Annotated in this window: 23 protein-coding genes and 1 riboswitch; of the genes, 12 read left to right on the top strand and 11 right to left on the bottom strand. The window is 64.7% G+C overall.

The annotated features are described in order from the left end of the window. Positions 1–20: 20 nt before the first annotated feature. From AC5JJ6_RS16430 to AC5JJ6_RS16405, 6 genes are all read left to right on the top strand, one after another. Positions 21–572 carry a Uma2 family endonuclease gene (locus tag AC5JJ6_RS16430; protein ID WP_496043090.1) on the top strand — a complete coding sequence of 184 codons (552 nt, stop codon included), beginning with the start codon at positions 21–23 and terminating at the stop codon, positions 570–572. A gap of 84 nt (positions 573–656) precedes the next feature. Then, positions 657–735, top strand: a riboswitch (SAM riboswitch). Positions 736–805: 70 nt separating this feature from the next. After that, positions 806–2,017: an O-succinylhomoserine sulfhydrylase gene (metZ, locus tag AC5JJ6_RS16425; RefSeq protein ID WP_496043089.1), complete on the top strand. Its 1,212-nt coding sequence runs from the start codon at positions 806–808 to the stop codon at positions 2,015–2,017. 209 nt (positions 2,018–2,226) lie between these two features. Further along, the gene (locus tag AC5JJ6_RS16420; RefSeq protein ID WP_496043088.1) at positions 2,227–3,249 is read left to right on the top strand and encodes an ABC transporter substrate-binding protein; all 1,023 of its coding nucleotides are present in this window, start codon (positions 2,227–2,229) and stop codon (positions 3,247–3,249) included. A gap of 53 nt (positions 3,250–3,302) precedes the next feature. After that, the gene (locus AC5JJ6_RS16415; protein WP_496043087.1) at positions 3,303–4,046 is read left to right on the top strand and encodes an ABC transporter permease; all 744 of its coding nucleotides are present in this window, start codon (positions 3,303–3,305) and stop codon (positions 4,044–4,046) included. Beyond that, positions 4,034–4,792 carry an ABC transporter ATP-binding protein gene (locus AC5JJ6_RS16410; RefSeq protein WP_496043086.1) on the top strand — a complete coding sequence of 253 codons (759 nt, stop codon included), beginning with the start codon at positions 4,034–4,036 and terminating at the stop codon, positions 4,790–4,792. The genes AC5JJ6_RS16415 and AC5JJ6_RS16410 overlap by 13 nt, the downstream gene beginning before the upstream one ends. A 126-nt stretch (positions 4,793–4,918) precedes the next feature. Continuing rightward, on the top strand, positions 4,919–5,449 hold the full coding sequence (locus AC5JJ6_RS16405; RefSeq protein WP_496043085.1) for a phasin family protein: 531 nt from the start codon (positions 4,919–4,921) through the stop codon (positions 5,447–5,449). A gap of 53 nt (positions 5,450–5,502) precedes the next feature. Here the strand turns inward: AC5JJ6_RS16405 and AC5JJ6_RS16400 are convergent, their stop codons facing one another. The 3 genes from AC5JJ6_RS16400 to AC5JJ6_RS16390 form a co-directional block, all read right to left on the bottom strand. Further along, entirely contained in the window at positions 5,503–6,348 is an 846-nt protein-coding gene (locus tag AC5JJ6_RS16400) for a lysophospholipid acyltransferase family protein (RefSeq protein ID WP_496043084.1), read from the bottom strand. A 16-nt stretch (positions 6,349–6,364) separates the two neighbouring features. Next, positions 6,365–7,183 carry a GNAT family N-acetyltransferase gene (locus tag AC5JJ6_RS16395; RefSeq protein WP_496043083.1) on the bottom strand — a complete coding sequence of 273 codons (819 nt, stop codon included), beginning with the start codon at positions 7,181–7,183 and terminating at the stop codon, positions 6,365–6,367. Between the two features lie 311 nt (positions 7,184–7,494). Next, positions 7,495–7,911 carry a Ros/MucR family transcriptional regulator gene (locus tag AC5JJ6_RS16390; protein ID WP_044433427.1) on the bottom strand — a complete coding sequence of 139 codons (417 nt, stop codon included), beginning with the start codon at positions 7,909–7,911 and terminating at the stop codon, positions 7,495–7,497. 102 nt (positions 7,912–8,013) lie between these two features. Here AC5JJ6_RS16390 and AC5JJ6_RS16385 point away from each other — a divergent pair, with 102 nt between their 5' ends. Continuing rightward, the gene (locus AC5JJ6_RS16385; RefSeq protein WP_496043082.1) at positions 8,014–8,256 is read left to right on the top strand and encodes a sulfurtransferase TusA family protein; all 243 of its coding nucleotides are present in this window, start codon (positions 8,014–8,016) and stop codon (positions 8,254–8,256) included. Here the strand turns inward: AC5JJ6_RS16385 and AC5JJ6_RS16380 are convergent. Both AC5JJ6_RS16380 and tsaB read right to left on the bottom strand, forming a co-directional pair. Continuing rightward, positions 8,253–8,726 carry a GNAT family N-acetyltransferase gene (locus tag AC5JJ6_RS16380; protein WP_496043081.1) on the bottom strand — a complete coding sequence of 158 codons (474 nt, stop codon included), beginning with the start codon at positions 8,724–8,726 and terminating at the stop codon, positions 8,253–8,255. The two genes, AC5JJ6_RS16385 and AC5JJ6_RS16380, sit on opposite strands and share 4 nt — an antisense overlap. Then, the gene (gene tsaB, locus AC5JJ6_RS16375) at positions 8,723–9,424 is read right to left on the bottom strand and encodes a tRNA (adenosine(37)-N6)-threonylcarbamoyltransferase complex dimerization subunit type 1 TsaB (protein WP_496043080.1); all 702 of its coding nucleotides are present in this window, start codon (positions 9,422–9,424) and stop codon (positions 8,723–8,725) included. Before tsaB ends, AC5JJ6_RS16380 begins: the two co-directional genes overlap by 4 nt. Positions 9,425–9,503: 79 nt before the next feature. Between tsaB and ddpX the strand changes: the two genes are divergently transcribed. The 4 genes from ddpX (at position 9,504) to AC5JJ6_RS16355 (ending at position 12,316) form a co-directional block, all read left to right on the top strand. Continuing rightward, positions 9,504–10,049 (top strand): D-alanyl-D-alanine dipeptidase, encoded by a 546-nt coding sequence (gene ddpX, locus AC5JJ6_RS16370; protein WP_496043079.1) that lies wholly within the window; start codon positions 9,504–9,506, stop codon positions 10,047–10,049. A 114-nt stretch (positions 10,050–10,163) separates the two neighbouring features. Next, the gene (locus AC5JJ6_RS16365) at positions 10,164–11,243 is read left to right on the top strand and encodes a polysaccharide deacetylase family protein (protein ID WP_496043078.1); all 1,080 of its coding nucleotides are present in this window, start codon (positions 10,164–10,166) and stop codon (positions 11,241–11,243) included. Positions 11,244–11,360: 117 nt separating this feature from the next. Beyond that, the gene (gene parS / locus AC5JJ6_RS16360; protein WP_496043077.1) at positions 11,361–11,810 is read left to right on the top strand and encodes a type II RES/Xre toxin-antitoxin system antitoxin; all 450 of its coding nucleotides are present in this window, start codon (positions 11,361–11,363) and stop codon (positions 11,808–11,810) included. Further along, complete coding sequence (locus AC5JJ6_RS16355) at positions 11,807–12,316, top strand: RES family NAD+ phosphorylase (RefSeq protein WP_496043076.1); 510 nt, start codon at positions 11,807–11,809, stop codon at positions 12,314–12,316. The genes parS and AC5JJ6_RS16355 overlap by 4 nt, the downstream gene beginning before the upstream one ends. Before the next feature lie 55 nt (positions 12,317–12,371). On the opposite strand, the gene AC5JJ6_RS16350 is transcribed toward AC5JJ6_RS16355, so the two are convergent. Beyond that, positions 12,372–12,926 (bottom strand): NifU family protein, encoded by a 555-nt coding sequence (locus tag AC5JJ6_RS16350; RefSeq protein WP_496043075.1) that lies wholly within the window; start codon positions 12,924–12,926, stop codon positions 12,372–12,374. A gap of 89 nt (positions 12,927–13,015) precedes the next feature. Between AC5JJ6_RS16350 and AC5JJ6_RS16345 the strand changes: the two genes are divergently transcribed. Beyond that, on the top strand, positions 13,016–14,284 hold the full coding sequence (locus AC5JJ6_RS16345) for an adenylate/guanylate cyclase domain-containing protein (RefSeq protein WP_496043074.1): 1,269 nt from the start codon (positions 13,016–13,018) through the stop codon (positions 14,282–14,284). A gap of 14 nt (positions 14,285–14,298) precedes the next feature. On the opposite strand, the gene AC5JJ6_RS16340 is transcribed toward AC5JJ6_RS16345, so the two are convergent. From AC5JJ6_RS16340 to AC5JJ6_RS16320, 5 genes are all read right to left on the bottom strand, one after another. Beyond that, the gene (locus AC5JJ6_RS16340) at positions 14,299–14,793 is read right to left on the bottom strand and encodes a universal stress protein (RefSeq protein ID WP_496043073.1); all 495 of its coding nucleotides are present in this window, start codon (positions 14,791–14,793) and stop codon (positions 14,299–14,301) included. Position 14,794: 1 nt separating this feature from the next. Then, a complete protein-coding gene (locus AC5JJ6_RS16335; protein WP_496043072.1) occupies positions 14,795–15,589 on the bottom strand; it encodes a TIGR02186 family protein in 795 nt (264 codons plus the stop codon). Next, positions 15,586–16,503 (bottom strand): sulfite exporter TauE/SafE family protein, encoded by a 918-nt coding sequence (locus AC5JJ6_RS16330; protein WP_496043071.1) that lies wholly within the window; start codon positions 16,501–16,503, stop codon positions 15,586–15,588. The genes AC5JJ6_RS16335 and AC5JJ6_RS16330 overlap by 4 nt, the downstream gene beginning before the upstream one ends. Positions 16,504–16,626: 123 nt before the next feature. Then, complete coding sequence (locus AC5JJ6_RS16325) at positions 16,627–17,097, bottom strand: hypothetical protein (RefSeq protein WP_496043070.1); 471 nt, start codon at positions 17,095–17,097, stop codon at positions 16,627–16,629. 76 nt (positions 17,098–17,173) lie between these two features. Continuing rightward, positions 17,174–17,411, bottom strand: a 238-nt coding sequence (locus AC5JJ6_RS16320; RefSeq protein ID WP_496043069.1) for a hypothetical protein, incomplete at its 5' end; no start/stop codon positions are given.

Raw genomic sequence — 17,411 nt, 5'->3', positions numbered from 1 at the left:
GTTCCTGATATCATGCCGTCATGCGCATAGCCCGCCGCCTGACCTATCTGCCTGCCGACGAGTATCTCGCCCTCGAGCGCGATGCGGAGGTGAAGCGCGAATACGTCAACGGCGAGGTCTTCGCCATGGTCGGGGCGAGCCGCACCCACGCTCGGATCACGCTGAATATCGGCTCCAAGCTGAACGAAACGTTGAGACCGCCATGCTGGGCAGCGGTGTCCGACATGAAGGTCCGTGTCGAAGCCGCCAACGCCTATTACTACCCGGATGTCGTCGCCAGTTGCGCCGAGAGCCAGCCGGACCCTTACGTCATGGCGAACCCTGTCCTGATCGTGGAAGTGCTGTCCCCCTCGACCGAGCGGACAGATCAGCGTGAGAAGCGGCTGAACTACCAGACCGTCGCATCCGTCCAGGAAATCCTGCTGGTGGCCCAGGACCGGCGCTGGATCGAACTGTACCGGCGCGACCGCGACGGCTGGACCGTGGAGCAGGTCAGCGACGAGGGCGCCTTCGATCTCGCCTCGGTCGGGCTTAGCCTGTCCCTCGACGATCTCTACCGCAATACGTTCTGAACGTTTTGAATCGGCCGGACACGGAAAGCCGTGCCCTGAAATTCGACATCCGCCTTGACGGCCCGCCCCGCGCGCCGCTAAAAACGCGTCCAACGTGGTGATTTGGCGACCGGCTTGCAGGCCACGTAAAATAAGCTGCTAAAAAGGTTTGGAGTCGCGTCCGCGCCTCGATCCCTTGTCGGTCGGGGCTATTCTCATTTGAGCCTGCGGAAGCGGGTGGAGCGGCGACGAAAATGGACAAGACGAACACCCCGAACACTTCACCGAAGAACCCGGCGAGCCTGCGTCCGCGCACCCGGATGGTTCACGCGGGCACCGCGCGCAGCGGCTTCGACGAGACCTGCGAAGCGATCTTCATGACTTCCGGCTTCGTCTACGGCACGGCGGAGGAAGCGGAATCCGCCTTCGCCAACGACGGCTCCCGGTTCGTCTATTCGCGCTTCCGCAACCCGACCGTCTCCATGTTCGAGGACCGGCTTGCCGCATACGAGGGCGCCGAGCGCTGCTTCGCCACCGCCAGCGGCATGGCTGCGGTGTTCGCGGCGCTGATGAGCCAGTTGAAGGCGGGCGACCGGATCGTGGCGCCGCATGCGCTGTTCGGCTCCTGTCTGCACATCGTCAAGAACCTCGCGCCGCAGTTCGGCATCGAAACCACGCTGGTCAACGGCACCGACGCCGACGAGTGGCGCGCGGCGCTGAGCCGCCCGGCCAACATCGTCTTCCTGGAAACGCCGTCGAACCCGATGCTCGACGTGGTCGATCTGGCGCTGGTCAGCGAACTGGCCCATGCGGCGGGCGCGCGGGTCGTGGTGGACAACGTATTCGCGACCCCTGCCCTTCAGCGCCCGCTGGAGTTCGGCGCCGATGTCGTGGTCTATTCGGCCACCAAGCACATCGACGGCCAGGGCCGCAGCCTGGGCGGCGCCATCCTGTGCGACAACAAGTTCGCCGAGACGCTGGCGCCCTTCCTGCGCCATACCGGCCCCGCGCTGAGCCCGTTCAATGCGTGGCTGCTGCTGAAGGGGCTGGAAACGATGGACATCCGCATCGCGGCGCAGGTCCAGTCGGCACAGCAGGTCGCGGAGTTCCTGGAAAGGCATGCCAAGATCGCCAAGGCCCTGTATCCGGGCCTGAAGAGCCACCCCCAGTACGAGCTGGCGCAGCGCCAGATGAAGGGCGGCAGCACGCTGGTCGCCTTCGACGTCGCGGGCGGCAAGGCGGAGGCGTTCCGGCTGATGAACGGCCTGCGCATCGTCCGGATTTCCAACAATCTCGGCGACAGCAAGAGCCTGATCACCCATCCCGCCACCAGCACCCATCAGCGGCTCACCGACGCCGAACGGGCGGCCGTCGGCATCAGCCCCGGCAGCGTCCGCCTGTCCGTCGGGCTGGAGGACCCCGCCGACCTGATCGAGGATCTGGAGCAGGCGCTGGCGGGCGCCTGAGGCCGAAGACCGGGTCCGGAAAAGTCATTCCCGAACGGCTGTGTTAAATCCGGCATTTTACACAGTCGCTTGCACGTCCGTCGAATCCCTCTTATATACGGCTGCGGTCCATCGGGCCGCAGCTTTTACCTGACTATTCTGTAAATCCCGGTCATAGACGGCCTACAGGCTCCCGGCAGCCTGGATCGAAGGCAAGGAGTCCCTCCCTCATGTCGCATCTGCTGTCCAAAGCGCGCCGCCTCGCGGTCGCCGCCGCCGCAACCGTGCTGTTCTGGGGCGCTTCGGCCAGCGCCGCCACCGATGTCCGCGTCGGGTTCATCCCCGTGGTGGGAGCCGGTCAGCTTTTCGTGATCGACGGCGAGGGCTGGGCGCGCGACGCCGGGCTGAACCTGAAGCTGACCCAGTTCGAGTCCGGGCCGGCGATGATCAGCGCGCTGGCGTCCGGCACGCTCGACGCCTATTACGGCGGCATCGGTCCGATCATGGTGGCGAGCGCCAGGGGCATCGACGTCAAGGTCTACGCCGCCACCGCGATCGAGGAGATGACCTTCGTCGGCCGCGCCGATTTCGCGGCGCAGCCGCAGGCCGCGACCGCCGCCGGCTTCAAGGCCTTCGCCGAAAAGCAGGGCCGTCCGCTCAAGATCGCCACCCAGCCGCCCGGCTCGGTGCCGGACACCGTTCTGCGCTACTGGCTCCAGAACGTGATCAAGGCCGATCCCGCGACCTACCAGATCACCGCGATGGGCATCGAGGCGACCCAGCAGGCCCTTCTGGCCGGCGCGGTCGATGCCGCGACGATCCGGGAGCCGACGCTGACCGTCGTGCTCGCCCGCGATCCCAAATCCAAGCTTCTGGCGGTCGGCGGCGAGATGCTGCCCAACCAGCCCGGCTCCGTGCTGGCGCTGACCGGCGCCTTCGTCAAGGCCAACGAGCAAGCCGCCAAGACGATCGTGTCGCTGCACGACCGGGCCACGACCCTGCTCAAGGCGGAGCCAGACCGCGCGGCCAAGCATCTTCAGTCGGGCCTGGGCAAGGGTCTGACCGATCTCGCGACCTTCGAGAAGGCGGTGGTATCGCCGGCCAGCAAGTTCGTCGCCGATCCGATGGTCATCAAGGACGCGACCAAGGTCATGCAGGACTTCCAGCTTCAGGCCGGCACGCTGGAGAAGGCGGCCGATCTGAACGCCCTGTTCGACGACAGCTTTTACCGGGCGGCGGCGGCGGCACGCTGACGCTCCGCAGCATTCCCCGCCCGACAAGCACAAGTCAGAAACGCAAGCCGACAATGCACAGAACCCTGCTGGCCGCCCTCGGCCTGATCGCCTTCCTGCTGCTGTGGGAGGCGGCGCCACGCTTCGGCTTCGTCTCGCCGCTGTTCGTGCCGCCGCCCAGTGGCCTGCCAGCCGCCTTCCTGCGCGAGATCCAGGCAGGTTACTGGGTCAGCGCCGTGCTGGCCAGCCTGCGGCACTACGCCCTGGGTCTGGCGCTGGGAACGGGGCTCGGCGTGGCGCTGGGCATCGCCACCGCCCTGTATGACGGCCTGGACGCGGCTCTGTCCTGGGTGGTCCGGCTGCTGCGCCCGGTGCCGGGTCTGGCCTGGGTCCCGTTCGCCATCGTCTGGTTCGGCATCAGCGAGACGGCCGCCACCTTCATCATCATCATCGGCGTCTTCTGGATCAACTTCTACGCCGCCTACGGCGCCGCCAAGGCGGTCGACAAGGATCTGCTGGAAGTAGCGGACGCCTTCGGGCATCGCGGCACGCTTGCCAAGCTGTTCAAGATCGTCCTGCCGGGTTCCACCGCCGGCATCCTGGCCGGAGCGCGCACCGGTCTGGGACAGGCCTGGATGGCCGTGGTCGCGGCCGAGCTGTTCGGCGTGCCGGGCCTGGGCCAGCGCATGATGCAGGCATCCAGCCTGCTGGCGACCGAAGTGGTCGTCGTCTACATGATCACGATCGCGGCGCTGTACGGGCTGACCGACGCGCTGTTCGTCCAGCTCAGGGACCGGTTGCTCAGATGGCAACGCTAGTCGATATCAAGGACCTTGCCATCGCCTATGGCAAGGCGCCTCCCGTCCTCGCCGGCTTCACCGCCGCCTTGGAGCGCGGCTCCTTCACGGCCGTCGTGGGACCTTCGGGCGTCGGCAAGTCCACCTTGCTGCGCGTGCTGTCCGGCCTGACGGCGCCGGCGGCCGGCACCGTCGATATGCCCATGCAGCCGGAGAAGGGCCGCCGTCCGGTGGCCCTGGTCTTCCAGGAAGCGCGCCTGCTGCCCTGGCGCCGGGTGCTGGAGAACGTCTCCTTCGGCCTGGAAGGAACCGGTTTGTCGAAGGTGGAGCGAACGGGCCGCGCTCAGGAAACGCTCGATCTCGTCGGGCTCGGGCAGATGGGAGGCCGGTGGCCGCACCAGCTCTCCGGCGGACAGCGGCAGCGGATCAATCTGGCGCGGGCCTTGTCCGTGCGCCCCGACCTGCTGCTGCTGGACGAACCGTTCTCCGCCCTCGACGCGATCACGCGGCAATCGCTCCAGGACGAGTTGCTGCGGCTGTGGCGCGAGACGCGGACGACGATGCTGTTCGTGACCCATGACCTCGACGAGGCGGTGTATCTGGCCGACCGGGTCGTCCTGCTGGGCGGCAAGCCCGCCGGCATCGTCCGCGACTTTCCGGTCGATCTGGCGCGTCCGCGCGAGCGGGACACGGCCAACTTTTCCGACGCGGTGCGGGAAATCAGGGCGGCGTTGTCGGAGTCCGTCAACGATGGCGCCGGGATCTGAAACATTTTTTGTGCAGTGCAGCATTTTGAGTGCGCAATCCAGGCATTTGCGGTACGTTAGAATTCTCAGAGGCAGCGCCCGGCAGTGTGCGCATGCCCCCACGTCCGCCGTAAAAATGTGAAATCAATGCCTTTCAATGCGACCCATGCCTTCGACGCCCATCGCCGCAATGTCGACAATTTGGTCAGCGTCGGACAAGACCTTGCCCGGACTGCCGGGAAAACCCAGGAAATGGCTCTCGCCTCCGTCCAGACGATCGGCTACCGCACGGCGATGATGTTCCAGGCTTTCGGCGACCCCGTGGCGATGTCGAATCCGGAATTCACCCTCATGGGCCACGAGAAAGTCGAAGCTGCCGTCGAATCGCAGCGCGCCATGATGGAAAGCACCCAGTACTTGGTCGAGACATGGACGACTTGGGCGTTCGGTCAAGCCAGGACGAATACCAAGGTGCTCACCGAGCTGGCGACCTGCCGGAGCCCGACCGATATCTTCGGCGTACAGCAGCACTATCTGCAATCGTCCTGGATCAATGCCACCGCCGCCGCCGCCAAACTGGCGCAAGCCATGGTCCGCGTCACCGATGCAGGATTGATCCCGGTCCACAAAGTGGCGTCGGCCAACGCCAAGCGGCTGTCGGAGCAGAGCGGCCAGTAAACTTGCCGGGGAACGGCTCGATCGATGAAAAAACCCGGCTCATGCCGGGTTTTTCATGACGGCGCGCCGTCCGCGACCGGAAGTTCCGCCAGGGCTTCGGGCGGCGGCGCCACTGCCCGGCGCTGCCGCCCGGCGACTGCGCGGTCGACTCCGGCGGCGACGACGCGCCAGCAGTGTTCCGCCAGCGCCTTGCGGCTGCCGAAACGTTCGACAGTAACCGGTTCGTGAAATTCCACCCGGATCGTCAGGCGGCCGAGCCTGACCATCTGCCAGAGATGCGGCGCCAGCTCCATATCGCCGTACCAGGCATAGAAGGGCCGCATGGACCGGCCGAGAGGTATGCCGTCGAGGTCGACGGCGGTCACCGACACCGGCTGGACCGTGACCGGCCTGCCATTCACCTTGAGAGACGCGACGCTGAACAGCGCCGTCTTGAACGGGAGCGTACGGTTGCCGTCCGACGAGGTGCCCTCGGGGAACAGGATCAGGGTATCGCCCGCCTCCAGCCGGCTCTTGATGTCGTCCCGGTGGACGCCGGCGTTCCGGACCTTGCGGTCCACGAAGACGGTCTGCTGAAGCTTCGCCAGCAGGCCGAAGAAGGGCCATCCGCCGACCTCCGTCTTGGCGACGAACGAACCCCGGATCAGCGATCCCAGGACGATGATGTCCAGGTATGAGGAGTGGTTGGAGACCACCAGCGTCGGCCCCTCGCCCATGGGGTGCCCGGCGACATCCACCTGGAACCCCAGGATGCGCGCGCAGACCGCGTGATAGGCGCGCGGCAGGCGATGGCGCAGGGGAGACCGGAGCCACACCAGAGCGGCCTGTACGGGCATCAGCGGCACCGTAAATGCCGCATAGGCCATGAGGCGGACCAAGCCAAGGAAAGAGGATCCCATCGTCAAGATCCTGCCGTCACGCTGCCGACATATCCCGGCGGCGTTCATAATGCTTGAAGTATTTGTCGGTGATCTGGTCCGTCTTGACCACGATGCAGACATCGGTGGTGTTGAACTGCTCGTCGATCACGGCGCCGTCGCCGACGAAACCGCCAAGACGCAGATAACCCTTTATCAGCGGCGGCAGCATGCCCAGCGCCGCCCGGGCATCGACCTGATCCCTGTCGAGCAGGTTCATCGTGGCGTAGCGCTCGGGCACGGCCACCGGCCGCAGGTTCGCCGGTGCAACGTGATAATGATGAAGATAGGACAGCGGCAGCGCCAAACCCGCGGGGTCGGTGCCCGGAAGGCTGGCGCATCCGAACATCAGCGCGATATCGTACTGGAAGACATAGGCGGCGATGCCGCGCCACAGCAGCTGCATGGAGGGCCGGGAGCGGTATCCGGCATCGACGCAGGAGCGCCCCAGTTCCAGCACTTCGCCCGGAAACTCGACCAGCGGCGAAATGTCGTACTCGTCGCTGGAATAGAAGCGCCCGACCGAACGCGCGGCCGAGCGGCGGATCAGCCGGTAGGTCCCGACGACACCTTCCGGACCCGGGCCCAGATTGTGGTCGATCACCAGCAGATGGTCGCAGACCCGATCGAAGCTGTCGAAATCGCGGCGTCGCGCCGCCATTTCCGCACTCGGCCGGGCAGCCATTTCCGTATAGAACACCCGGTAACGCAGCGCCTGGGCTGCATCAACCTCGGCCGATGACTCGGCCAGTCGCACTTCCAGATTGCCGGAGCGGAGATCGCCCTGAGCAAGCTGATCGATCATGAGGTCGGCCATGCTATCGCTCGCGGTCCTGGTTGTTGCACAATCCCGGCCAGACGTCATTTACCGTCAGACGGCTGCAGGGTTTCATCGTTCAACAGGCATACCACATAGCGCTAGTCTCGGGTCAACCGAGTCATTTAAATGTAACCAGTAAGTGTGGCTTATTTGCCCAAGGGAACAGGCGCGGCAAGACGTCGCTTCAATCTGAGCAAGCGATTACCAAGACAAGCACCGTCCGGAATTCGTGGCGTACTCGTGAATTCCGGACTGATGGAGCATTCCGGGTCCCATGCCTGGGACCGGCTGGCCTATCCCCTGTGGATTTACGCGACACCGCGGCGGGCGCGGGTCCCAAGACCGATCTGCTTGGCCAGCTTGCTGCGCTGCTTGGCGTAGTTGGGGGCGACCATGGGATAGTCGGGCGGCAACTGCCAGCGGTCCCGATATTCTTCGGGCGTCATGTCGTAGGCAGTCTTGAGATGCCGTTTCAGCATCTTCAGTTTCTTACCATCCTCCAAACAGATAATATAGTCGGGAGTAACCGACTTTTTGATCGGCACAGCCGGCTGTGGCCGTTCCACCGTGGGAGCGGGTTCCACTCCAACATTGGCAAGGGTCCTGTAGACCTGCTCAATGAGTTGCGGCAGGTCTGTAACCGTCACTGTATTGTTGGAAACATGCGCAGCCACGATCTCTGTCGTCAGAGACAACAGCTCGTTAGATGGGGATCCGTTGCTCATCTATCTTTGCTCCAGGGGACCGACAAGCATCGATATAAGTCTTCTCTGCGAGCAACGCAATAACGAATTACTGAAAATGAAGAGGACATTTTGACCTTACCAATGTCAGCAGATTACTTCCTGGATATCACAACGGCAGTCTGCCCGTTAACCTTTGTTCGCACCAAGTTGCGTGTCGAACGAATGGCGCCCGGAGAGACGCTGGAAGTCCGCCTGAACGCTGGGGAACCCTTGGAAAACGTACCGAGATCGTTGACAGAACTGGGTCATGAAGTGCATGGACCGGAACCCGAAATCCCGGCATCTCCCGAGGGTGACTACCGCCTTTGGGTGACTAAGCGTTAACTACGATCGATTGAGGATTGGAATAGTTCTAACTTCATGACCAGTGCCGCTACTGCTGCGTCCTTTTGTCGGTAATAGTCAGGCCTGCGGCCAATTTTTATAAAACCGCGCCCGGTATATAATTGGCATGCCCAATTGTTGTTTTCGGCCACTTCCAGGAACACCGCCTCGGCGCCCGCCATACGGGAGAGTTCCAGCGCGCCTTCCAGCAACGTTGCGCCAAGCCCGGCACCACGACGGTCCGGAGCGACCCCGATGGCGACGATCTCGGCCTCGCCGGCAATGGCGCGCGCAAGGACGAAGCCGGCTGGTTCGCCCTGCCCGTCCGCCGGCGCGATCAGCGCGAACATGCCCGGGCTGGCCAGCAGTCCGGAGAATGCGGCGGCATTCCACGGCTCGTGCGGGAAGCAGGAACCATGCAGGAATTCCAAGATTTCGCAGTCGGCGAGGCTTGCCCGGCGCAGGTTCATCGCCGTTTTTCCACGGGCATCGTGACATCGGGCGGCCGCAGGTAGAACGGCTGCGGCGGCGCAGCCTTTTCCAGGCCGGAACCGGCACCGCGCAACGCCACGATCCGCGCCACGTCGGCGGCATGGGGGAATCCCGCTCCGGAAGCGAACCTGACATCGGGCCGGCCGGCGGATACGGCACCTGCGGCAGCTTCGAAAGCCAGACGCACGCGGGCAGCGCCGTCACCCGCCACAAGTAGAGGCGTCCCAGCGAGGGCAAGGTCTTCCGGCCGGACCGAACGGGCTTCGCCCGCTACAGTAAGCTCGCTATCGAATGATTGGACGAAAATATCTTCTCGCCTTGACTCGACCGCGACCAGTACCGGGCATCCGCGCCGTTCTTCGGCCGGCACGCCGTGGGCGACCGCCTCGAATGTAGTGACTCCGATCAGCGGGCGGCCGGACGCCAGCGCCATCCCCTTGGCGGCGGCCAATCCGATCCGCAATCCGGTGAACGCTCCCGGGCCGGTGGTGACGGCGAAGACGTCGATGGACGGAAAATCCGCGCCGGCTTCGGCCAGCACTTCCTGAGCCATCGGAATCAGAACTTCGGACTGGCCCCGATCCATGACGGCGAAGCGTTGCGCCACGATGGCGCCGTCGCGCCACAGGGCGACCGAGCAGGCTCCGGTGGCGCTGTCGAGGGCTAGGATCTTCATGACCGTTCCTTTATGCAAACCATGCTACTGAACACCTTCGAACCTTCTTTCATGACTGCCCCAGCATTCAGGACTTTCCATGCCTTTGCTCGAGATCGCGCTGCCGAATGTCGATATCGACCTGATCTACGCGACACCTGCCAACATTACCGGACGGACGATCTATACCAATATGGTGTGCCTGCTGCACGCCGACGCGGCTGCGGCCCTTCGCGCCGCAGCCGGTATCGCCGGGGCACAGGGCTGCCGCCTGCGGGTTTATGACGCGTTCCGTCCGATCGAAGCGCAGTGGCGCCTTTGGGAAGCCTGCCCGGATCCCGAGTTCGTCGCCGATCCGAGGGAGGGTTCGAACCATGCCCGAGGGGTCGCGGTGGACCTGACCCTGGCCGATGCCGACGGCCTTCCGCTGGACATGGGCACGCCGTTCGACGACATGACGGCCCTGTCGCATCACGGCAGTACCGCGATCAACGCTACGGCACAGGCCAATCGCAGCCGGCTGCTCGGCATCATGGCGGCGGCCGGTTGGGACCACCACCCGTCCGAATGGTGGCACTACCAATTGCCCGACCCGAAGCGGTATCCTCTGCTGTGGGATGCTGCGGCCGGCGGCCGCATTCTCTGAAACTTCGCGCAAATCTTGTCGAATCCGGCTTTTTGTGTCACAGAAGGGTTTCTGGACACCGAAAGTTAGCGTCGTGGAAGGGATGCTTGCAGGAAAAGGGCCTGGGGAAAGCGCATGGGCTTGAACATGTTCCTTGGGACCCCGTCGCTCCGGCGGCTGACCCGATCCATACCGGGCTTAGCGCTTGGCCTTGCCATGCAGTGCGTGGCCGGCTCCGCCCTGGCGGAAAACTCGGTGGACGAGGTCGAGCGTGGCGCCGTCATCTTCGCCTACGCCCGCTTCGGCGAGGACCAGTACGGCCCCGGCAGCATTCCCCTGGACCAGTTCGACGCCCACATCGCCGAACTTGCCGACGGCGGCCACACCGTCCTGCCACTCCCCATCCTGCTGGAGAAACTGCGCGATGGGACGCCCCTTCCCGATCGCGCGGTGGTGCTGACGATCGACGACGCCCATCGTTCGGCCTATGCGGAAGCCTTTCCGCGCCTGAAGGCAGCCGGGGTGCCCTTCACCCTCTTCGTGGCACCCGACCCTATCGACAACGGCGCCGAAAGCCACATGACGTGGGCACAGGTACGGGAAGTCGCCCGTTCCGGCGTCACCATAGGCGTGCTGCCCGCAGCAGGACTGTCGATGCCCCAGCGGACGGTCCAGCAGAACGCCTCGGACCTCGCGCGGGCGGTCCAGCGGGTGGAGGAGGAACTGGGCGTCAAGCCGACCCTGCTGGCCTATCCGTTCGGCAGTTACGGGTCCGCGATCCGCGAACTGGCGCAGCGGCAAGGCTTCGCCGCCGCCTTCACCCAATCGTCCGGCGTCGTCCACGGCCGCTCCGACCGGCTGGCGCTGCCGCGATTCGTCATGAACGAGTCGTTCGGCGGGATCGACCGCTTCCGGCTGGCGGCCAATGCATTGCCGCTGCCGGTCGCCGACATCACCCCGGCCGACCCCGTGCTTACCCAGAATCCGCCGAGCATCGGCTTTACGGTGGCGGCCGGTACCGGCGACCTCGACCGGCTGGCCTGCTTCGTGGCCGGCCAAGGCCGCACCGGCCTGGAGCGTCTGGACGGCAACCGGGTCGAACTGCGCATACCCGAGGAGTTTCCGCCCGGCCGCACCCGCCTCAACTGCACCCTCCCCGCCGGCGAAGGCCGCTGGCGCTGGTTCGGCATGCAGTTCTTCGTGCCGGAGCCGTGACGAAATCGCCACAGGCTTAAACTTGAGATGTTTGGCGACACCTGTCATAGTGAGAGCGTCAGTTGTCGGAGAATGACCATGGGAAGCGTGTCGGAACGGAGAGCATCCGGGACTGAAGTGGGCGGCCTCAACCCACAGGTCCTGAGCCTGCTTGGCGGCGAACGGGTTTTCGGACATTCGCTGCAGAACCAGCTCGACGTTCACGAAATGCTCCTGGAAGGCCTGCCGGGCAAGGCGCTGAACCATCTCGTGGACAACCTTATCGTCATCCGCATGCCGGCCTCCATCGAAAAAGCTATCGGCATGAGCCTGCGCACTCTCCAGCGGCACAAAGCCACTTCTGGAAAGCCGCTCAATCCCGAGCAAAGCGGAAGAACCTGGAAGTTTGCCGAGATCCTGGCGAAAGCGACGGCGGTGCTCGGGTCGCAGGAGGAAGCGGAGCAATGGTTGGAGCGTCCTGCCATCGGCCTCGATCAACGGCGACCGATCGACCTTCTCGCAACACCTGCCGGCGTGGAGATGATCGAGGACCTTTTGGAGCGGCTTGAATACGGCGTCTATGTATGACGCCTCTTCCGGCGTCACTCGGCAATGGCGAACTGGTGGCATGGCGCCTTGACCAAGCCAATTTCAGCGGGACCTGGGATAGCGGCGAAGGTGCCTACAGGGTCGGCGGACGTTGGAACAGCAGACGGGTACGGGCCGTATACTGCTCGATCGACCCGGCGACCGCTATCCTTGAAGTTGCAGTACACAAGGGGTTCAAGGCGCTCGATACGGTGCCGCACGTCTTGACGGGGCTGACGATAATCGAACCTGACAGCGTCCATATTGTCGATCCGGCATCGATTCCAAACTCGAACTGGCTATCCCCAGGCATTCCGAGCGCCGGACAGCAGAGCTTTGGCGACGACCTTCTTGCTCGGCACAAGTTCGTTCTGCTTCCCAGTGCCGTTTCGACCCATAGCTGGAACCTGATTTTCGTCAATATGGTCGCGGCTGGAGCTTATAGATTAAGGTCCCAGGAGCCGTTCGCACTCGATACCCGGCTTCATCCACCACTAATCCATTAAAGAAAAAGCCGGCGGCAATCGCTTGCCGCCGGCTTTCTCTCGAACGCGAGGCAGGTCAGGCGGCGTTCTGGCGGACTTCGACGACTTCGGGGATGTAGTGGCGCAGCATGTTCTCGATACCGGCCTTCAGGGTCGCGGTCGAGCTGGGGCAGCCGGCGCACGAACCCTTCATGTTCAGGTAGACGATGCCGTTCTCGAAGCCCTGGAACGTGATGTCGCCGCCGTCCTGGGCGACCGCCGGACGGACTCGGGTGTCCAGCAGTTCCTTGATCTGGGCGACGATCTCGTCGTCGTCCTCGTGGGCGGCGTTGTCGTCGACCGCCGTCTCGTTGACGACGGGGCGGCCGGCGGTGAAATGCTCCATGATGACGCCCAGGATCGAGGGCTTCAGCAGGTACCAGTCGCGATCGCCTTCCTTGGTGATCGTCACGAAGTCCGCTCCGAGGAAGACGCCGGCGACTCCTTCGATTTCGAACAGCCGTTGCGCCAGGGGCGAACGGGCCGCAGTCTCCACCGTCGGGAAATCGGCCGTGCCATGCCCCAGGACATCGCGTCCGGGCAGGAACTTCAAGGTAGCCGGGTTGGGCGTCTGCTCGGTCTGAATAAACATGTATTTCTCCTTCCCACCATCATCACTGGCGAGCTTAACGGAAAGTGGGCAGAATCACCCCTCAGATCAAGGCTTGGCCAGATCAAGGCTTGGCCAGATCAAGCCTTGCCCAGATCAAGCTTGCCAGCACCGGCAACCGGAGCCGCAATACCGCCATGACGAATGACCAGTCCGAAGACCTGTCCAAGGCGGAGACCATCGACTGGCTGATGGAGGACGGCCGGCGGGCGGAAAGCATCGCGGCGCTGATGGAAGCCTTCTGCCGCCGGCTTATCGCGGGGGGCGTGCCGCTGTTCCGGGCGAACTGGCATATCCGGATGCTCCATCCCCAGATCCGGGGCATCACCTTCTACTGGCGCACCAACATGGACGGCGTCGAGGAGATCGAGCGGGAGCACGGGACGGAGCTGAGGCCGGAATATCTCAACAGCCCGATCGGCGCCATCGTCGAGGCCGGCGCCGACGCCATGCGGTACCGGATCGAGCAGCTGGAGCCCCCTTATGCCTATCAAATCCTCCAGGACCTCAAGGAGCAGGGCGGCACCGACTATGTCGCCATGCCGATGCGCTTCTCGACCGGCAGGGTCAACGTCGCGAGCTGGTCGTCCGACCGGGCCGGTGGTTTCACCGGCCCGCAGCTCACCCTGATCTACGACGTCATGCCGGCTCTCTCCACCGTGCTGGAAACCATGGTGCTGCGCCGGCTGGCGGTGAACGTGCTGGACACATATGTCGGGCGCGACGCCGGCGCCCGCATCCTGTCGGGCGACATCCGGCGCGGCACCGGCGCCACCCTTCGCGCCGTGCTGTGGTACTGCGATCTGCGCGGCTTCACCAGCCTTGCCGACCGGCTGCCGCTGGCCGACCTGATCGGCCTGCTGAACGGCTATTTCGAGATCATGGGCGGCGCCGTCCAGGCGCGCGAGGGCGAAATCCTGAAGTTCATCGGCGATGCGATGCTGGCGATCTTTCCGCTGCCGGACGGCGAGGAAGGCGATGCCTATGTCCGCGCCAAGGTCAACGACGCGCTGGACGCGGCGGCCGACGCCATCAAGGCGATGGAACTGCGCAACCGGGAGCTTCAGGCCTGGGGATTGCCGGTCCTGAAGGCCGGCATCGCCCTTCATGTCGGCGACGTCATGTACGGCAATATCGGGGCACCGGACCGATTGGACTTCACCGTGATCGGCCCGGCGGTCAACCTGGTCAGCCGGATCCAGGGCCTGTCGAGCGAGCTGATGCGGCCCGTCCTGACATCGGAAGCCTTCGCCGCCCAATGCGCCGAGCGGCTGGTGTCCGAAGGGCTGCACCCGGTCAAGGGGCTGAAGGAGCCGATCCAGGTATTCGGCCTCGCCTGAAAGCCCTCAAGCGCTCAGGAGATCAGGTCGAGCTGTTCGCGCTTCAGGCTGCCGGGCACCAGCGTCAGGGGGATGCGGAGCTTGCCCAAGCCCTTGCCGGCAAGGTGCGTGACAAGAGGGCCGGGGCCTTCCGGCCCGGTGCCGGCGGCCAGCACCAGGATGGAGATCGACGGTTCCTCGTTGATCAGGGACAGCAGCTCGTCGCGGCGCTCGCCTTCCCGGACATAGAGGATCGGCAGGGCGCCGGTGATCTCGTTGACCTGCTTGGCGTGACGCTGAAGGATCTGCTCCGCCTCGGTCCGGCGCTCCTCCCGCATGATGTCCTCGACAGCGATCCAGTGCTGGAAATCGCTCGGCTCGATCACGTAGAGCAGCGCCACCCGGCCGCCGCTGTTGCGGGCACGCAGGCAGGCATAGGTCAGGGCGATGTTCAGCTCCTCGCTGTCATCGACTATCACCAGGAAGATGCGCTGGTGCGTCGCCGGAACTGCGGTTTCGGAATCGCTCATGTCACACCTTTCGGAAGATCGCGCCGGCCAGCCAACCGGCCGCCACCGCGAAGATTATCGCCGAGATGCCATAAAATGTGGATTGTCTCATGGCGAACTCGAAAATCTCGGCGCTGAAGCCCACCTTGCTGACGGCCAGCGGCGTGGTCTGGGCGCTGACCACGTCGCCGTCGCGGATCAGGAACACGCTGACGGTATACGCCCCGGTCGGCACATTGGCCGGGAAGTAGACATTGGTGCGGAACAGCCTTTCGCCAAGGAAAGCCACCTGGCCATGGGCCTTGCCGTAGAGACCCTCTTCCTGCTTGTTGCGGATCAGGGCTTCCCGGAATTCCCGCACGCGGTCGGGCGACGCACGGCCGGGATTCAAGGGCGGCAGACGCAGGTGGGCAAGGCCGATCTCGTGCCGGGCCAGCACGGCGTCGCCGATGATCTGATCCAGCGGCCGGTTGGTCGCGACGCTGTAGAAGCTGGGAGCCTGCTGGAACTCCATGCTGGCGGTGTTGATCCAGATGCCGGCGACTCGAGACTTGCGGCGAACCATGACTTCGGTCGGCGGTCCCTGGACGACGACGGCCACGTCGCCCGGCCCGTCGGTGGCGCCGAACAGCACGACCTCGGTGCCGACGAAGCCTGTGTTGATGGCGATCAGGTGGTTGGACAGGTCGGCCACCAGGGACTGCGCCCAGGCGGGACGGATGGCGCCGGCGAACGCCATTGCGGCCGCGGTCAGCAGGAGTGCTGCCGCGACGATCACCCGCTTCCGCGTCGATCCGGGATTCTGGCAGGGTCTCAACGGTCCACCGGGATGGTGATGGAGTAAAGGTTGGGCGGAGGCACCACCAGTTCGACCGCCAGCCGGAGCGCCACGCCGACGACCAGCAGGGCCAGCAGCGCCCGCGCCTGCTCGCCCCGCAGGAAGCCGCTGGCCTTGGTGCCGAACTGGGCGCCGACGACGCCGCCCACCAGCAGGAGCAGTGCCAGCATGACATCGACGGTGTTGTTCAACGCTGCCTGGAGGAAGGTCGCGATGGCCGTGGTGAAGATGATCTGGAACAGCGAGGTCCCGGCCACCAGCGCCGTCGGCATGCCGAGCAGATAGATCATCGCCGGCACCAGCAGGAAGCCGCCGCCGATACCCATGATGGCGACCATCAGGCCGCCGACGAAGCCGATCCCGGCCGGCAGCAGCGCGCTGATGAACAGGCGGGAGCGCTGGAACCGCATCTTGAACGGCAGGCCGTGCAGCCAGATGTGCTTGTGGAGCTTGCGCCGGGCGCCCTGCTTGCGGCCCCGGATCATGGCGCCGACGCTCTCGACCAGCATCAGTCCGCCGATGCCGCCCAGGAACAGGACGTAGGACAAGGCGATGACGAGGTCGATCTGGCCGAGCGTCTGGAGGATGCCGAAGATCCAGACGCCGAGCGCCGTTCCCCCGGCGCCCCCGATCAGCATCACCAGCCCCAGCTTGACGTCGACGTTCTTGCGCCGCCAATGGGCGAGCACGCCCGACACGCTGGCGGCGACGAGCTGGTTCGCCTGGGTGCCGACCGCAATGGCCGGCGGGACGCCGATGAAGATCAGCAGAGGCGTCATCAGGAACCCGCCGCCGACGCCGAACATCCCCGACAGGAAGCCGACGACGCCGCCCATGATGAGGACGAGCAGTCCGTTGACGGACATTTCGGCGATGGGGAGATAGATCTGCATGGATTGGGGGATCAGACCGGTCCGGAGAATAGGCCGGTACATTACCCCTGAGGCGGCGGAGCGGCAAAGCCCTTTCGGACCGGCGCAGCCCTTTCGGACCGGCGCCGGGAGGATCGCGGCGGATCAGAAGCCGAGCCGTTTCAATTCATCGATCGACCTGACAGCCTGGGTGTGGAGGATGAAGATGCCGCCGGCTTTCTCCCATGCTTCCCTGGTGCCGGCGCGGTCGTCGACCAGCACATGACCGGGACCGGCATACCGGTGCTTGTCCCGCGTCATGCAGGTGACGACCGGCACATGGGCTCCCAGCATCGCGGCGACCCAGCGCCGCTTCTGATCGGGCGCCCAGTCGCCCATCGGCAAACCGGTCAGGATGGTCGGCTTATGAGGTTCGCAGAATTCCCACAGCACCTGGGCGTCGTGCATCATCTCGAGGGTGCCGTAGAAGTCCGGCGCCTTGGCAAGCGCTTGCCACATCCGCCGGACCGGCAACTGGTCCGGCCGCTTCCCCGTTACGGCCTCCACGCCGCGGTCGAAGTCGGCCAGGACTCCGTCGAGATCGAGGAAGAGCTTCATGACCGTCTGGTCCTCCATTCTGTTGATGGTTTCCAACAAAGAAAAACCCCCGCCGGTTTCCCGGCGGGGGTTTTTCGCTCAAGCTTGAACCCGATCAGGCGACGACCGTATCCGCGAGTTCGCGGAAGGCCGGGATCTGGTCGAAGTTCATGTAGCGGTAGATGTCGGCAGCCTTCTTGTTGACGACGCTGACCTGCTCCATGTACTCGGCCACGGTCGGGATCTTGCCCATCAGCGCACACACCGCAGCCAGCTCGGCCGAGCCGAGATAGACGCGGGTGTCGATGCCCAGCCGGTTGGGGAAGTTCCGGGTCGAAGTGGACATCGCGGTC

Source organism: Skermanella sp., from assembly GCF_059503625.1.
Note: the sequence above shows the minus strand (reverse complement) of the source record. Positions and strands in the feature narration are given on the sequence as shown.

Excerpts from the sequence above, each read along its gene's own strand:
- AC5JJ6_RS16390 (WP_044433427.1), bottom strand. The coding sequence starts at position 7,911 with ATGAGCAACGGATCCCCATCTAACGAGCTGTTGTCTCTGACGACAGAG.
- AC5JJ6_RS16355 (WP_496043076.1), top strand. The coding sequence starts at position 11,807 with ATGACGCCTCTTCCGGCGTCACTCGGCAATGGCGAACTGGTGGCATGG.
- AC5JJ6_RS16325 (WP_496043070.1), bottom strand. The coding sequence starts at position 17,097 with ATGGAGGACCAGACGGTCATGAAGCTCTTCCTCGATCTCGACGGAGTC.
- AC5JJ6_RS16420 (WP_496043088.1), top strand. The coding sequence starts at position 2,227 with ATGTCGCATCTGCTGTCCAAAGCGCGCCGCCTCGCGGTCGCCGCCGCC.
- AC5JJ6_RS16415 (WP_496043087.1), top strand. The coding sequence starts at position 3,303 with ATGCACAGAACCCTGCTGGCCGCCCTCGGCCTGATCGCCTTCCTGCTG.
- AC5JJ6_RS16430 (WP_496043090.1), top strand. The coding sequence starts at position 21 with ATGCGCATAGCCCGCCGCCTGACCTATCTGCCTGCCGACGAGTATCTC.
- AC5JJ6_RS16350 (WP_496043075.1), bottom strand. The coding sequence starts at position 12,926 with ATGTTTATTCAGACCGAGCAGACGCCCAACCCGGCTACCTTGAAGTTC.
- AC5JJ6_RS16330 (WP_496043071.1), bottom strand. The coding sequence starts at position 16,503 with ATGCAGATCTATCTCCCCATCGCCGAAATGTCCGTCAACGGACTGCTC.
- AC5JJ6_RS16380 (WP_496043081.1), bottom strand. The coding sequence starts at position 8,726 with ATGAACCTGCGCCGGGCAAGCCTCGCCGACTGCGAAATCTTGGAATTC.
- tsaB (WP_496043080.1), bottom strand. The coding sequence starts at position 9,424 with ATGAAGATCCTAGCCCTCGACAGCGCCACCGGAGCCTGCTCGGTCGCC.
- AC5JJ6_RS16385 (WP_496043082.1), top strand. The coding sequence starts at position 8,014 with ATGTCAGCAGATTACTTCCTGGATATCACAACGGCAGTCTGCCCGTTA.
- AC5JJ6_RS16365 (WP_496043078.1), top strand. The coding sequence starts at position 10,164 with ATGGGCTTGAACATGTTCCTTGGGACCCCGTCGCTCCGGCGGCTGACC.
- ddpX (WP_496043079.1), top strand. The coding sequence starts at position 9,504 with ATGCCTTTGCTCGAGATCGCGCTGCCGAATGTCGATATCGACCTGATC.
- AC5JJ6_RS16410 (WP_496043086.1), top strand. The coding sequence starts at position 4,034 with ATGGCAACGCTAGTCGATATCAAGGACCTTGCCATCGCCTATGGCAAG.
- AC5JJ6_RS16400 (WP_496043084.1), bottom strand. The coding sequence starts at position 6,348 with ATGGGATCCTCTTTCCTTGGCTTGGTCCGCCTCATGGCCTATGCGGCA.
- AC5JJ6_RS16395 (WP_496043083.1), bottom strand. The coding sequence starts at position 7,183 with ATGGCCGACCTCATGATCGATCAGCTTGCTCAGGGCGATCTCCGCTCC.
- AC5JJ6_RS16405 (WP_496043085.1), top strand. The coding sequence starts at position 4,919 with ATGCCTTTCAATGCGACCCATGCCTTCGACGCCCATCGCCGCAATGTC.
- AC5JJ6_RS16340 (WP_496043073.1), bottom strand. The coding sequence starts at position 14,793 with ATGAGCGATTCCGAAACCGCAGTTCCGGCGACGCACCAGCGCATCTTC.
- metZ (WP_496043089.1), top strand. The coding sequence starts at position 806 with ATGGACAAGACGAACACCCCGAACACTTCACCGAAGAACCCGGCGAGC.